The 13,886-nt window shown below is 43.9% G+C and carries 13 protein-coding genes and 1 pseudogene; 13 read left to right on the forward strand and 1 reads right to left on the reverse strand.

Going from position 1 to position 13,886, the window contains the following annotated elements; translation table 11 throughout:
- Positions 1–8: 8 nt before the first annotated feature.
- From thrC to ADH27_RS05240, 7 genes and pseudogenes are all read left to right on the forward strand, one after another.
- On the forward strand, positions 9–1,493 hold the full coding sequence (gene thrC, locus ADH27_RS05210) for a threonine synthase (RefSeq protein WP_048716278.1): 1,485 nt from the start codon (positions 9–11) through the stop codon (positions 1,491–1,493).
- A 60-nt stretch (positions 1,494–1,553) separates the two neighbouring features.
- Entirely contained in the window at positions 1,554–2,837 is a 1,284-nt protein-coding gene (locus ADH27_RS05215) for an MATE family efflux transporter (protein ID WP_048716279.1), read from the forward strand.
- A gap of 5 nt (positions 2,838–2,842) precedes the next feature.
- A complete protein-coding gene (locus ADH27_RS05220) occupies positions 2,843–3,466 on the forward strand; it encodes an HAD-IA family hydrolase (RefSeq protein WP_048716280.1) in 624 nt (207 codons plus the stop codon).
- A gap of 348 nt (positions 3,467–3,814) precedes the next feature.
- Positions 3,815–4,240: pseudogene (locus tag ADH27_RS05225) on the forward strand (MarR family winged helix-turn-helix transcriptional regulator).
- Positions 4,241–4,252: 12 nt separating this feature from the next.
- A complete protein-coding gene (locus ADH27_RS05230; protein ID WP_048716282.1) occupies positions 4,253–4,615 on the forward strand; it encodes a DUF1304 domain-containing protein in 363 nt (120 codons plus the stop codon).
- A 384-nt stretch (positions 4,616–4,999) separates the two neighbouring features.
- Positions 5,000–7,645, forward strand: a complete 2,646-nt coding sequence (gene polA / locus ADH27_RS05235) for a DNA polymerase I (RefSeq protein ID WP_048716284.1) — start codon at positions 5,000–5,002, stop codon at positions 7,643–7,645.
- A 134-nt stretch (positions 7,646–7,779) separates the two neighbouring features.
- A complete protein-coding gene (locus ADH27_RS05240; RefSeq protein ID WP_048716286.1) occupies positions 7,780–8,220 on the forward strand; it encodes a CoA-binding protein in 441 nt (146 codons plus the stop codon).
- A 159-nt stretch (positions 8,221–8,379) separates the two neighbouring features.
- Here the strand turns inward: ADH27_RS05240 and ADH27_RS05245 are convergent, their stop codons facing one another.
- Positions 8,380–9,267 carry a DUF975 family protein gene (locus tag ADH27_RS05245; protein ID WP_239681773.1) on the reverse strand — a complete coding sequence of 296 codons (888 nt, stop codon included), beginning with the start codon at positions 9,265–9,267 and terminating at the stop codon, positions 8,380–8,382.
- A 151-nt stretch (positions 9,268–9,418) separates the two neighbouring features.
- Between ADH27_RS05245 and tgt the strand changes: the two genes are divergently transcribed.
- The 6 genes from tgt to rplB all read left to right on the forward strand — a co-directional run bounded on the left by tgt (position 9,419) and on the right by rplB (position 13,802).
- On the forward strand, positions 9,419–10,561 hold the full coding sequence (tgt, locus tag ADH27_RS05250) for a tRNA guanosine(34) transglycosylase Tgt (protein WP_023024993.1): 1,143 nt from the start codon (positions 9,419–9,421) through the stop codon (positions 10,559–10,561).
- Between the two features lie 427 nt (positions 10,562–10,988).
- The gene (rpsJ, locus tag ADH27_RS05255; RefSeq protein ID WP_003009585.1) at positions 10,989–11,297 is read left to right on the forward strand and encodes a 30S ribosomal protein S10; all 309 of its coding nucleotides are present in this window, start codon (positions 10,989–10,991) and stop codon (positions 11,295–11,297) included.
- Between the two features lie 83 nt (positions 11,298–11,380).
- Entirely contained in the window at positions 11,381–12,007 is a 627-nt protein-coding gene (rplC, locus tag ADH27_RS05260) for a 50S ribosomal protein L3 (protein WP_003010846.1), read from the forward strand.
- 24 nt (positions 12,008–12,031) lie between these two features.
- Entirely contained in the window at positions 12,032–12,655 is a 624-nt protein-coding gene (rplD, locus tag ADH27_RS05265) for a 50S ribosomal protein L4 (RefSeq protein ID WP_003009591.1), read from the forward strand.
- Complete coding sequence (locus ADH27_RS05270) at positions 12,655–12,951, forward strand: 50S ribosomal protein L23 (RefSeq protein WP_006595190.1); 297 nt, start codon at positions 12,655–12,657, stop codon at positions 12,949–12,951. The genes rplD and ADH27_RS05270 overlap by 1 nt, the downstream gene beginning before the upstream one ends.
- Positions 12,952–12,968: 17 nt before the next feature.
- Positions 12,969–13,802: a 50S ribosomal protein L2 gene (gene rplB, locus ADH27_RS05275; protein WP_006595189.1), complete on the forward strand. Its 834-nt coding sequence runs from the start codon at positions 12,969–12,971 to the stop codon at positions 13,800–13,802.
- Positions 13,803–13,886: the final 84 nt, after the last annotated feature.

The following is a 13,886-nucleotide window of genomic DNA, read 5'->3' on the forward strand; positions in this document are numbered from 1 at the left end:
AAATTGACATGACATTAGTTTATCAATCAACGCGTGATGCGAAAAATACCGTAACAGCCAGTCAGGCGATTTTGCAAGGTTTGGCAACAGATGGCGGTTTGTTTACTCCAGTAAGCTATCCAAAGGTGGACTTGAATTTTGACACATTAAAAGATGCTTCTTACCAAGAGGTGGCAAAGCTTGTTTTGTCAGCCTTCTTGGATGACTTTACAGCAGAAGAGTTGGACTACTGTATCACTAACGCCTATGACAGCAAGTTTGATACTCCAGCCATTGCTCCTCTTGTGAAACTAGATGGGCAATACAACTTGGAATTGTTCCACGGTTCAACCATTGCCTTCAAGGATATGGCCTTGTCTATCTTGCCCTACTTTATGACAACGGCAGCTAAGAAACACGGCTTGGAAAACAAGATTGTCATCTTGACAGCGACATCTGGAGATACTGGGAAAGCTGCTATGGCAGGTTTTGCGGATGTACCAGGAACTGAAATTATCGTCTTTTATCCAAAAGATGGTGTCAGCAAGGTCCAAGAGTTGCAAATGACCACTCAAACGGGCGAAAACACCCATGTTATCGCTATTGATGGAAACTTTGATGATGCTCAAACCAATGTGAAACATATGTTCAATGATGTGGCTCTTCGTGAGAAATTGGCAGCCAACAAGCTTCAGTTCTCATCAGCTAACTCTATGAATATCGGTCGTTTGGTCCCACAGATTGTCTATTATGTTTATGCCTACGCTCAGCTTGTTAAAACTGGCGAGATTGTGGCTGGTGAAAAAGTCAATTTCACAGTTCCGACAGGAAACTTTGGAAATATCTTAGCTGCCTTTTACGCTAAGCAAATCGGCCTACCAGTTGGTAAGTTAATCTGTGCTTCAAATGACAACAATGTCTTGACAGACTTCTTTAAAACTCGTGTCTATGACAAGAAGCGTGAGTTCAAGGTAACCACTAGTCCATCTATGGATATCTTAGTATCTTCAAACTTGGAGCGTTTGATTTTCCATCTTTTGGGAAATGATGCGGTGAAGACAGGTGAACTCATGAACGCTTTGAACACTCAAGGTCAGTATGAGTTGACTGATTTTGATGCAGAGATTCTGGATCTCTTTGCAGCGGAGTATGCGACAGAAGCGGAAACAGCAGCAGAAATCAAGCGTGTTTATGAGGCAGATGCTTATATTGAGGACCCTCATACAGCAGTTGCTTCGGCCGTATATAAAAAATACCAAGCGGCGACAGGCGATGTGGCTAAGACCGTGATTGCTTCAACAGCTAGTCCATATAAATTCCCAGTCGTTGCAGTAGAAGCTGTAACAGGGAAATCAGGCTTGACTGACTTTGAAGCTTTGGCTCAGTTGCACGAAATTTCAGGTGTAGCCTTGCCACCAGCAGTTGATGGCCTCGAAACAGCTCCAGTTCGTCACAAGACAACTGTTGCGGCAGCAGATATGCAGACTGCAGTAGAATCTTATTTAGGACTTTAAAAGAGAGGAAGTAAACTCGGTTGGGAAACTAACTGAGTTTCTTTTCATCAGGAGGAAAGTGTGTCTCGTCAACAACAAGTGGATCGACAAATTTTAAGGATTGCCCTCCCTGCTATCGGAGAAAATTTCTTGCAAATGCTCATGGGGATGGTAGATAGCTACTTGGTTGCTCAGTTGGGTTTAGTCGCTGTCTCGGGTGTATCCGTCGCAGGCAATATCATTACGATTTACCAAGCTATTTTTATCGCTCTTGGAGCAGCGGTTGTGAGTCTCTTGTCCAAAAGTATGGGACAAAAAAATCGGCAGGCCATAGCTCGTCAAGCCACTGAGTCTATCAAAGTAACGGTTTTAATAAGTCTTGTTTTAGGGACTTTATCCCTCTGCTTTGGCAAGGAATTGATTTCCCTCTTGGGGGTTGAAGCAGCAGTTGCAGAAGCAGGAGGGATTTACTTATCTCTTGTCGGAGGAAGTATTTTGCTTTTGGGGCTGATGACGACTTTTGGAGCCCTAGTCCGTGTGGCCCACAATCCGCGAGTACCTATGTATGTCAGTTTGTTGACCAATGTTTTAAATGCTCTGCTATCGAGCATCTTGATATTTGTTTTTGGGCTAGGCATCGCTGGGGCTGCCTTAGGAACGGTTCTCTCTCGCTTATTAGGGACTTACTTGCTCTGGCGTCAGGTTCAACTTCCCTTCGCTCCTTTTCGTTGGGGATTGGATCGAGACTTGTTATCCCTTGCCTTACCTGCTGCTGGTGAACGCCTCATGATGCGAGCAGGGGATATTGTTATCATTGCTATGGTCGCTGTTTTTGGTACAAGAGCAGTAGCTGGGAATGCCATTGGGGAAGTCTTGACCCAGTTCAACTATATGCCGGCTTTTGGGATTGCGACAGCGACAGTCATGTTGGTCGCCAAAAATTTGGGACAGGATGATTGGCAAGGGATCAAGCAAATCACCAGTCGGAGTTTCTGGCTCTCCTTTCTCTCCATGTTTCCTCTCGCCCTCACTATTTTCTTATTTGGAAGTCCTTTAACAGCCCTTTACACCAAGGATTCAGGAGCTCTTGCCGCTTCCTTATCCGTCATTTTGTTCTCCTTGCTTGGAACGCCTCTGACCGCTGGAACGGTCATCTATACGGCTGTCTGGCAAGGTCTGGGTAACGCCCGCCTTCCTTTTTATGCGACCACGATCGGCATGTGGGTGATTCGGATTGGCTCAGGTTATTTGATGGGGGTTAGCCTCGGTTGGGGTTTGCCAGGTATTTGGGCAGGTACCCTCTTGGACAATGGTTTTCGCTGGTTTTTCTTAAAAACGCTCTATCATCGGAAATGGAAGGAATAAAATGTATGACACGAGCTTTTATTTGGGATTTGGATGGAACTCTTTTGGATTCTTATGAAGCTATTTTAGATGGGATTGCTGAGACTTATGCCTATTACTCTCTGGACTTTGACCGGGAAGCGGTCCATGCTTTTATTCTTCAACAATCCGTCCAGTCTTTGCTTGAAGACATTGCTAGAGAACATGGCTTGGATGCGGAGGAGATGAATCGTTATCGTGCTTCTAGCTTGCGTGAGAAAAACGCCCAAGTCCATCTGATGCCAGGAGCTAGAGACATTCTAGCTTGGGCTAAAGAGGAAGGGATTGTTCAATTCATCTATACCCACAAGGGAAGGAATGCTTACCCAATTCTGGAAGATTTAGGGATCCTATCCTATTTCCAAGAGATTGTCACGACGGACAATGGTTTTAGGAGAAAACCAGATCCAGAAGGAGTCGATTATCTAGTGGATAAGTACCAGTTGGATCGGAGCGAAACCTATTATATTGGAGATCGAACCTTGGATGTTGATCTGGCAGACAATGCAGGAATCGGGAGTATTAATTTTTTAGATTACAAGCCGGACATCAATCATGCGATTCAAAGTTTGGATGACATTCGCCTCTATTTTGAAGAAGAAAAAAGTTAACTTATTTAACAAAGCAAGGCTTCTTTGTTGCTGGAATGGCGCTATGAAAAGAATCCGTAAACAATTTGTTTTGAAAATGAAACAATTCCTTAAGAAATCTTTAAGATAAATCCGATATAATAAAACCATAAACAAAGACCTCCTAACTTTGTTTATGAAATCCTAAAACTTTTCTTTTTCATAATAATCTCCCTAAAAGGCCACCAAATCCGGTGGTCTTTTACTTTGCTTTTCTTAGGAGGAGATCATTTCGTTTGAGGCGAGCAAATTTCTTACCTCGACTTTTTTAAAATGATACACTTGATAAATCAATTATTGATAAGTCAATAAATAGATCGGAGAGAAGGAATGGCAGAAATGCATGACTTGCTTTATCGGTTGAAGCTAGCTGATCAGTCTTCAACTCAATTATTTGAAAAACAATTGGGCATTAGTCTGACCCGTTATTAGATGCTTCAGTTCTTATTAGCAGAAGCGCCGTGTAGCCCAGTGGCCCTTCAGGAGAAACTAGCGATTGACCCTGCAGCCTTAACCCGCCACTTCAAGGTTTTAGAAGCTGGGGGCTATGTCACTCGTAGTCGCAATCCAGAAAATCAACGGGAGATTGTGGTGGAACTGACGGAGCTTGCCAGAGATCGGTTGTTGGTCCATCCTCCAGCGCACCATCTACAGGTAAAAGGCCAGATGGATCAGATTCTTTCTGAAAAAGAGCGGAATCAGTTGAAGCGCTTACTCGTAAAATTGGTGTCTGGTCTCGAACACATTACATTTTAAAAGGAGAATAATATGTCTGTCTTAACCATTGTTTTTGCAAGCCTTGCTGCTTTCGAACATTTCTATATTTTTTATCTTGAGAGTTTAGCAACCCACTCGGCATCGACTAGTCGTGTCTTTAATATGGATCAGGAAGAATTGCATCGTCCATCTGTGGTGGCTCTCTTCAAAAACCAAGGCATTTATAATGCTCTGATTGGTGTCTTCCTCCTCTACGGCCTCTTTGTAGCTAGAAACAGTGAAATTGTCACGATCTTTCTGCTCTTTATTATTGGTGCTGCAGCTTATGGGGCTGCAACTTCTAATAAAAAAATCATTTTGACCCAAGGTGGTCCAGCGATAGCCGCTTTAGTCAGCCTTCTTCTGCTCGGATAAGGATCAGCTCTTCCAGATTGGGAAGAGTTTTTCATTCCTATCCTTAGGGCTACGATGGCAAGGGCTCCATCTTCAGTTACCGGTCTGCAGCAAAAAACAACTGCGTGCTTTGCGCCTCAACTTTTAGTTTTCTTGAAGCTTTCTATAAGGAATGGTTTAGGTTTGAGCTGTATACTAAACTCATCCAATAAGAAATGAGGTACAGAAAATGAAAATCTCAGTTAATTATCCAAAACGCTTTAAGAAATTGCCACAACAAGGTTCTTGTTACGGCGAATAAACACTCCTCCTATTTTTTCATAAGAAACTCCTAAAGAAGGCTCTACCCGAAAGGGTAGAGTTTTTATGTACCAGAGACCTTGTGATTCGTGGTATAATAAGCCTATGGAAAAAAAGAACAAATTACTACTCATCGACGGGTCTTCCGTCGCTTTTCGTGCCTTTTTTGCACTCTATAATCAAATTGATCGCTTCAAAAATGCCAATGGGTTGCATACCAATGCGGTCTATGGCTTTAACCTCATGTTGAGTCATCTCTTGGAGCGCATCCAACCGACCCATGTCCTCGTCGCCTTTGATGCAGGAAAGACGACTTTTCGGACGGAGATGTATGCCGACTACAAAGGGGGGCGGGCAAAAACGCCAGATGAGTTCCGCGAGCAGTTTCCTTTCATTCGTGAACAACTGGATCATTTGGGAATTCGCCACTATGAGCTAGCTCAATATGAAGCAGATGATATTATTGGAACGCTGGATAAGATGGCAGAATCAACTTCTGTTCCTTTTGATGTGACTATTGTCTCAGGGGACAAGGACTTGATTCAGCTAACGGATGACAACACAGTGGTTGAAATCTCAAAAAAAGGAGTGGCAGAGTTTGAAGAATTCACTCCAGCCTATTTGAAAGAAAAGATGGGACTGACACCGGAGCAATTTATCGATCTCAAGGCCTTGATGGGAGATAAGTCGGATAATATCCCAGGTGTCACTAAGATTGGAGAAAAGACCGGGATCAAACTGCTCCTTGAGTATGGCTCTCTCGATGGTATTTATGAGCATATCGATGAGATGAAGGCTTCTAAGATGAAGGAAAACCTCATCAACGACAAGGAGCAGGCCTACCTATCCAAGACTCTCGCGACCATCGACACCAATGCGCCTATCGAGATTGGTCTGGATGACATCACCTATACGGGTCCTCATCTAGAAAATCTTGCCAAGTTTTATGAGGAGATGGGCTTCAAGCAACTCCGTCAGGCCTTGGATTTGAGCGAGGAAGCGGCAACTCCTGTAGCCCTTGTCTACACAGAAGTTGAGCAGGTCACTTCAGATATGCTCACAGAAGATAGTTTCTTCCATTTTGAGATGTTTGGGGACAATTACCATACAGAACCCATCATCGGCTTTGCATGGGGGACAAAAGGTCAGCTCTACACTAGCACAGACACCAGTTTGTTACAAACACCGATTTTCAAAGAATTTCTCGAAAAAACGCCCCTCAAGGTCTATGACTTCAAACGGGCCATGGTCTTGCTCAGCCACTTGGGTATTACCCTTCAAAATCCCGCGTTTGACAGTCGATTGGCCAAGTATCTCTTATCGACCGTAGAGGACAATGAAATTTCCACCATTGCGAGTCTCTATAGTCAGATTGCGCTGCCGCTGGACGAAGTCGTTTATGGCAAGGGAGCCAAAAAAGCTATTCCAGAAAAGGCGGTTCTATTAGAGCATTTGGCACGAAAAGTCGCTGTTTTACTAGACACTGAAGAGCCTATGACGGAGCAACTAAAAGCTCACGACCAACTAGATCTGCTCTATGATATGGAGCAACCATTAGCAGCTGTTTTGGCCAAAATGGAAATCGCAGGGATTAAGGTGGAACGCCAGACCCTCCAAGACATGCAGGTGGAAAACGAAGCAGTCTTGGAGCGCTTGACTCAAGAAATCTACGAGTTGGCAGGAGAAGAATTTAACATCAATTCTCCAAAACAATTGGGTGTCGTCCTCTTTGAAAAATTGGAACTCCCTCTTGAATACACCAAGAAGACCAAAACCGGCTATTCAACAGCTGTTGATGTCTTGGAACGCCTAGCTCCCATCGCACCGATCGTGTCTAAGATTCTTGAATACCGCCAAATTGCTAAGATCCAATCGACCTATGTCATCGGCCTTCAAGACTGGATTTTGGAAGATGGAAAAATCCATACCCGCTATGTACAGGATTTGACGCAGACAGGCCGTTTGTCCAGCGTGGATCCTAATCTACAAAACATCCCTGTCCGTTTGGAACAAGGTCGACTCATTCGTAAGGCCTTTGTCCCAGAAGAGGAAAACAGTGTCTTGTTGAGTTCAGACTATTCACAGATCGAATTGCGCGTCTTGGCCCATATTTCGGGAGATGAGCATTTGATTGATGCCTTTCAGCATGGGGCAGATATCCATACATCGACTGCTATGCGGGTCTTCAATATTGAAAAACCAGAAGACGTGACGCCGAATGACCGTCGCAATGCCAAGGCAGTAAACTTCGGCGTGGTTTATGGAATTTCCGATTTTGGACTGTCTAACAACCTAGGGATTAGTCGAAAAGAAGCCAAAGCCTACATTGAGACCTACTTCGAACGCTACCCTGGCATCAAGGACTATATGGAGAGAGTGGTACGGGAAGCGCGTGACAAAGGCTACGTCGAGACCCTCTTCAAGCGTCGTCGGGAGATTCCAGATATCAATTCTCGCAACTTCAATGTTCGAGGCTTTGCGGAACGGACAGCAATCAACTCACCGATCCAAGGATCGGCGGCAGATATTTTGAAAATTGCCATGATCCACTTGGACCAAGCCTTAGAAGCAGGTGCATACAAGACCAAGATGCTTCTTCAGGTTCACGATGAAATTGTTCTGCAAGTACCAACTGATGAACTGGCAGCGATCAAAGCACTTGTCAAAGAGACCATGGAATCTGCTATTGAACTTGCGGTACCACTGGAAGCCGATGAGAATGAAGGCAAAACATGGTATGAAGCCAAATAAGATTGAGTTTGTTCAAAACAGAAAGCGGTGGGAGACTTTTAAGTTTCCTACCGCTTTTAACGACAAACACTTGCAATGCCCTTCGTATTGTTATACTATTTAAAGAAAGGAAACGCATACAAAAGGAGATTCATATGGCCTATTCATTTCGCAATCCTAGTGATGGCATTATCAAACATTACCTCGAAACCAGTAAAATCATTGCTGTAGTTGGATTATCTGACCGTGAAGAGACGACCAGTCATCGTGTCAGCAAGGATATGCAAGAGCGGGGCTATCGGATTATTCCTGTTAACCCTCGTGCAGCCGGTGGGCAAATCCTTGGAGAAACGGTGTACGCTAGCTTGCAGGAAATTCCTTTCCCAGTAGATATCGTCGATGTTTACCGTCGCAGTGAGTTTTTGCCAGATGTAGCGCGTGACTTTATCGAGACGGATGCGAAAATTTTCTGGGCGCAACTAGAGCTGGAAAATCAAGAAGCAGAAGAAATCCTTCGTAGAGCTGGACGAGAAGATATCGTCATGAACCGCTGTATCAAGCGCGAGCATACTCGCTTGGTCTTAGGAGAAGGATAACCTTTGGTTTATCTCAGAACCTCTCGTCTTTCATTCAGTGATTAAACTGATACGAGAGATGAAATAAATACAGACGGATTTCCCTAACAGAGAAAAAAGAACCCACCTAGTACTTTGGAGAATGGTTCCAATCGAAGGTGGGTTTTCTTGTTTTCTTTGTTAATCAAGTGGATTAGACTTTGGTAGATCCGGCGCCTTTTGCTGGAAGCGACTGTCCGCCTGCATCCGTTTTTGAAGGAGGGTATGGTAGAAGATGATTTGGCAACTAGTTGCATAAGGTTTGACATAAAAATTCGCCATTCCTAAAGTGAAAAAAGATAGAATTTGCCAACCGAGCAGGCTCAAATCAAGAACAAGGCGGTGGCTCTTAAAGTCTTTCATCTCTTCCTTACTTTGGCGGAGGATAGACATAGGCCCATCATAGGTTCCCGTCATCAGTCGACTACATAGGATCAATTCGACCAAACTATACTGGTAATAAAAAGGGAGGAAGAGCAGGAGCCCAACCAGCGCCATTAAGAGGCCGGTCGTCATCGTTGGAGCTAACTTGAGAATTGCTTGAACTTCTGGAGTATCCGCTCTAAGGGTAGACGTAGTGGAGGAGGATTCATTGATAGCGAGAACGTGATAGCTGACCACCGTTAAGAGGAGTTGACTCACATAGAGGAGACTCCCCCACAAAGACAGGATCACTTGCTTAATGAATAGCGTCAAAAACGCAGGTGTAAAATACTGGCTCTGAAAGATGGTGAAGATACCAAAGTTCTTTTCTCCCTTGCTAGAGGCAGAAATCAAAAAGCGAAAAGTTGCCCCTAAATAGAGAAAAGACAGGATAAAACCAACAATCGCAGGAAAAATCTGCCGACTTAGAAGAAAGAGCATCCCTTCTCTAAGTTCCATGTGAGCAAGTGTTTCAGTGATGTCTGTCCCTGTCAACATGTAACTTGCAAGGATTGTCAGGAAAGTTGGCAAGGCAAAGTAGGAGAAGACTTTGGGATGTTGCAATTGCAGCTGACGAGCTTGAGCACGAACCAATTTGATATTCATAATGTCCTCTTTCATGGTAGTAGTACCTTTTATTATAACACAAGTCCGTGACAGAGCTGGTAAAATTTGGTACAATCGTACAGGTGCTCACAGGAGATCCTGTGACAGGAATAAGAAGGCTGGGACTGTTTTTCCCAGTACGGAGGTAACCATGACAGATTCACCGATTCAATATCGATTAATCAAAAAAGAAAAGCATACAGGAGCTCGTCTGGGAGAAATTATCACCCCCCACGGGACCTTCCCAACTCCAATGTTTATGCCTGTAGGGACTCAGGCAACCGTTAAGACCCAATCGCCAGAAGAACTCAAGGAAATGGGGTCCGGAATTATTTTGGCCAACACCTACCATCTCTGGCTTCGTCCGGGGGATGATCTAGTCGCAAAAGCAGGAGGACTGCACCAGTTCATGAACTGGGACCAGCCCATTTTGACAGATAGTGGAGGCTTCCAGGTCTATTCACTAGCGGATACCCGAAATATCACCGAAGAAGGGGTAACCTTTAAAAACCATCTCAATGGTTCGAAGATGTTCCTCTCCCCAGAAAAGGCCATCTCGATCCAAAATAATCTAGGGAGCGACATCATGATGTCCTTTGACGAATGTCCTCAGTTCTATCAACCCTATGATTATGTGAAGAAATCAATCGAACGGACCAGTCGTTGGGCAGAACGTGGCCTGAAGGCTCATCGTCGCCCTCATGATCAAGGTCTTTTCGGGATTGTTCAAGGGGCTGGATTTGAAGACTTGCGCCGTCAGTCTGCGCGTGATCTCGTTAGCATGGACTTCCCAGGCTATTCTATCGGTGGGTTAGCTGTTGGAGAAAGCCATGAAGAGATGAATGCCGTGCTGGATTTCACAACTCCGCTCTTACCAGAGAACAAGCCTCGCTATCTCATGGGAGTAGGAGCACCAGACAGTCTGATCGATGGCGTTATTCGTGGAGTGGACATGTTTGACTGTGTCTTGCCGACGCGGATTGCGCGAAATGGCACCTGTATGACTAGTCAAGGACGTTTGGTAGTGAAAAATGCGCAATTTGCAGAAGACTTTACACCTCTAGACCACGAGTGTGATTGCTACACTTGTAAGAATTACACCCGTGCTTATCTTCGCCATCTCCTCAAGGCAGATGAGACCTTCGGTATTCGCTTGACCAGCTACCACAACTTGTATTTCTTGATCAACCTCATGAAGCAGGTCCGTCAAGCCATCATGGATGACAATCTTTTAGAATTCCGTGAGCATTTTGTTGAAAAATATGGCTATAACAAGTCAGGCCGGAATTTTTAGGAAAAGCTAAATAGGAAGAAAAAAGACTACAGCCATCTTAGAATAATAGAAATAACTGCTAGACGCAGTGGTTGATTGGAATCTTTGGAGCTTGTTAAGCTCCAAAGATTCCAATCAACTGTGCGGGGGCGAGACAGAACAAATTTGGAAATAAATTTGTTCTGTCTCGCTCCCTTTTTCTATATAATAGCAACTTTTTTAGTAATCTATATTTTTCGAAAACACTTTCATCAAAAAAACGAAAAAAATCTGATCAAATTCCTTGCATTGGGGCTTTCATTGTGTTAAACTACTATGGTGCTGTGAAAAACAGCTATTAGCTTTGATGCAAGAGGTTGCGACACGCTCGGTTGCATTGCCACGCAACGCGCGTCGGTTTTCTTGTGGAGCTAGCCTATTATCTTAAATAGACGAAAAGGAGAAAAAGATGGCAAACAAAAAAATCCGCATCCGTTTGAAAGCGTACGAACACCGTACACTTGACACAGCGGCTGCAAAAATCGTAGAATCAGCTACTCGTACAGGTGCACAAGTTGCGGGTCCAATCCCACTTCCAACTGAGCGTAGCCTCTACACAATCATTCGTGCGACTCACAAATATAAAGATTCTCGCGAACAATTCGAAATGCGTACACACAAACGTTTGATCGATATCATCAACCCAACTCAAAAAACAGTTGACGCTTTGATGAAATTGGATCTTCCAAGTGGTGTAAACGTAGAAATCAAACTTTAATCTAAAGCTTGATACCTTGAGCATAAAAAACGCTCGTTAAAAACTTTTTGAATAAAAAACTATAGAAAAGGAACTATTTTCTCATGACAAAAGGAATCTTAGGGAAAAAAGTGGGAATGACTCAAATCTTCACTGAAGCCGGCGAATTGATCCCTGTAACAGTTATCGAAGCAACTCCAAACGTTGTTCTTCAAGTGAAAACTGTTGAAACAGATGGTTACAACGCTATCCAAGTTGGTTTCGATGACAAACGCGAAGTATTGAGCAACAAACCTGCTAAAGGACATGTAGCAAAAGCTAACACGGCTCCTAAGCGCTTCATTCGTGAATTCAAAAACGTTGAAGGCTTGGAAGTTGGTGCTGAAATCACAGTTGATACTTTCGAAGCTGGAGACATTGTTGATGTAACTGGTACTTCTAAAGGTAAAGGTTTCCAAGGTGTTATCAAACGCCACGGACAATCACGTGGACCTATGGCTCACGGTTCTCGTTACCACCGTCGTCCAGGTTCTATGGGACCTGTTGCACCTAACCGCGTATTCAAAGGTAAAAACCTTGCAGGACGCATGGGTGGCGATCGTGTAACTATTCAAAACCTTGAAGTTGTACAAGTTGTTCCAGAAAAGAACGTTATCCTTATCAAAGGTAACGTACCAGGTGCTAAGAAATCTCTTATCACTATCAAGTCAGCAGTTAAAGCTGGTAAATAATAAGGAAAGGGGAATACAGTCAAAATGGCAAATGTAACATTATTCGACCAAACTGGTAAACAAGCGGGCGAAGTTGTTCTTAACGATGCGATCTTTGGTATCGAACCAAACCAAGCAGTTGTATTTGATGTGATCATCAGCCAACGTGCTAGCCTTCGTCAAGGAACTCACGCAGTTAAAAACCGCTCAGCTGTTTCAGGTGGCGGACGCAAACCATGGCGTCAAAAAGGAACTGGACGTGCTCGTCAAGGTTCTATCCGCTCTCCACAATGGCGTGGTGGTGGAATCGTCTTCGGACCAACTCCACGTAGCTATGCGTACAAACTTCCTCAAAAAGTTCGTCGCCTTGCACTTAAATCTGTTTACTCAGAAAAAGTTGCTGAAAACAAATTTGTAGCCGTTGATTCTCTTGAATTTACAGCTCCAAAAACTGCTGAATTTGCAAAAGTTCTTGCAGCTTTGAGCATCGATTCTAAAGTCCTTGTTATTCTTGAAGAAGGAAACGAATTCGCAGCTCTTTCAGCTCGTAACCTTCCAAACGTGAAAGTTGCGACTGCTACAACTGCAAGTGTTCTTGACATCGCAAATAGTGACAAACTTCTTGTTACTCAAGCAGCTATCTCTAAAATCGAGGAGGTTCTTGCATAATGAATTTGTATGATGTTATCAAAAAACCTGTTATCACTGAAAAGTCAATGGCTCAACTTGAAGCAGGCAAATATGTATTCGAAGTTGACACTCGCGCTCACAAACTTTTGATCAAACAAGCTGTTGAAGCTGCCTTTGAAGGTGTAAAAGTTGCGAATGTGAACACTGTAAACGTAAAACCAAAAGCTAAACGTGTTGGACGTTACACTGGTTTTACTTCAAAAACTAAAAAAGCTATCATCACGCTTACAGCTGATTCAAAAGCAATCGAGTTGTTCGCTACTGAAGCTGAATAATCTAAGGAGGAAATATCGTGGGAATTCGTGTTTATAAACCAACAACAAACGGTCGCCGTAATATGACTTCTTTGGATTTCGCTGAAATCACAACAAGCACACCAGAGAAATCTTTGCTCGTTTCATTGAAGAGCAAAGCAGGTCGTAACAACAACGGACGTATCACAGTTCGTCACCAAGGTGGTGGACACAAACGTCATTACCGTTTGATTGACTTCAAACGTAACAAAGATAACGTTGAAGCCGTTGTAAAAACAATTGAGTACGATCCAAACCGTTCTGCAAACATCGCTTTGGTACACTACACTGATGGTGTGAAAGCATACATCATCGCTCCAAAAGGCCTTGAAGTTGGTCAACGTATCGTTTCAGGTCCAGAAGCAGATATCAAAGTCGGAAACGCTCTTCCACTTGCTAACATCCCGGTTGGTACTTTGATCCACAACATCGAATTGAAACCAGGTCGTGGTGGAGAATTGGTACGTGCTGCTGGAGCTTCTGCTCAAGTATTGGGTTCTGAAGGTAAATATGTTCTTGTTCGTCTTCAATCAGGCGAAGTTCGTATGATCCTTGGTACTTGTCGTGCTACAGTTGGTGTTGTCGGAAACGAACAACATGGGCTTGTAAACCTTGGTAAAGCTGGTCGTAGCCGTTGGAAAGGTATCCGTCCAACAGTTCGTGGTTCTGTAATGAACCCGAATGATCACCCACACGGTGGTGGTGAAGGTAAAGCACCAGTTGGTCGTAAAGCGCCATCTACTCCATGGGGCAAACCTGCTCTTGGTCTTAAAACTCGTAACAAGAAAGCGAAATCAGACAAACTTATCGTTCGTCGTCGCAACGAGAAATAATTTAGAACTAGTCGCTTAAGCGCTAGATGATCCGCCAGCTCGGTAGCGCTCCTTGTGAGCGCAAGCCGCTGTGGTACTATATTT

It is taken from the genome of Streptococcus sp. 343_SSPC, assembly GCF_001072385.1.
GTDB lineage: Bacteria > Bacillota > Bacilli > Lactobacillales > Streptococcaceae > Streptococcus.

Excerpts from the sequence above, each read along its gene's own strand:
- thrC (WP_048716278.1), top strand. The coding sequence starts at position 9 with ATGACATTAGTTTATCAATCAACGCGTGATGCGAAAAATACCGTAACA.
- ADH27_RS05220 (WP_048716280.1), top strand. The coding sequence starts at position 2,843 with ATGACACGAGCTTTTATTTGGGATTTGGATGGAACTCTTTTGGATTCT.
- ADH27_RS05230 (WP_048716282.1), top strand. The coding sequence starts at position 4,253 with ATGTCTGTCTTAACCATTGTTTTTGCAAGCCTTGCTGCTTTCGAACAT.
- polA (WP_048716284.1), top strand. The coding sequence starts at position 5,000 with ATGGAAAAAAAGAACAAATTACTACTCATCGACGGGTCTTCCGTCGCT.
- ADH27_RS05240 (WP_048716286.1), top strand. The coding sequence starts at position 7,780 with ATGGCCTATTCATTTCGCAATCCTAGTGATGGCATTATCAAACATTAC.
- ADH27_RS05245 (WP_239681773.1), bottom strand. The coding sequence starts at position 9,267 with ATGAATATCAAATTGGTTCGTGCTCAAGCTCGTCAGCTGCAATTGCAA.
- tgt (WP_023024993.1), top strand. The coding sequence starts at position 9,419 with ATGACAGATTCACCGATTCAATATCGATTAATCAAAAAAGAAAAGCAT.
- rpsJ (WP_003009585.1), top strand. The coding sequence starts at position 10,989 with ATGGCAAACAAAAAAATCCGCATCCGTTTGAAAGCGTACGAACACCGT.
- rplC (WP_003010846.1), top strand. The coding sequence starts at position 11,381 with ATGACAAAAGGAATCTTAGGGAAAAAAGTGGGAATGACTCAAATCTTC.
- rplD (WP_003009591.1), top strand. The coding sequence starts at position 12,032 with ATGGCAAATGTAACATTATTCGACCAAACTGGTAAACAAGCGGGCGAA.
- ADH27_RS05270 (WP_006595190.1), top strand. The coding sequence starts at position 12,655 with ATGAATTTGTATGATGTTATCAAAAAACCTGTTATCACTGAAAAGTCA.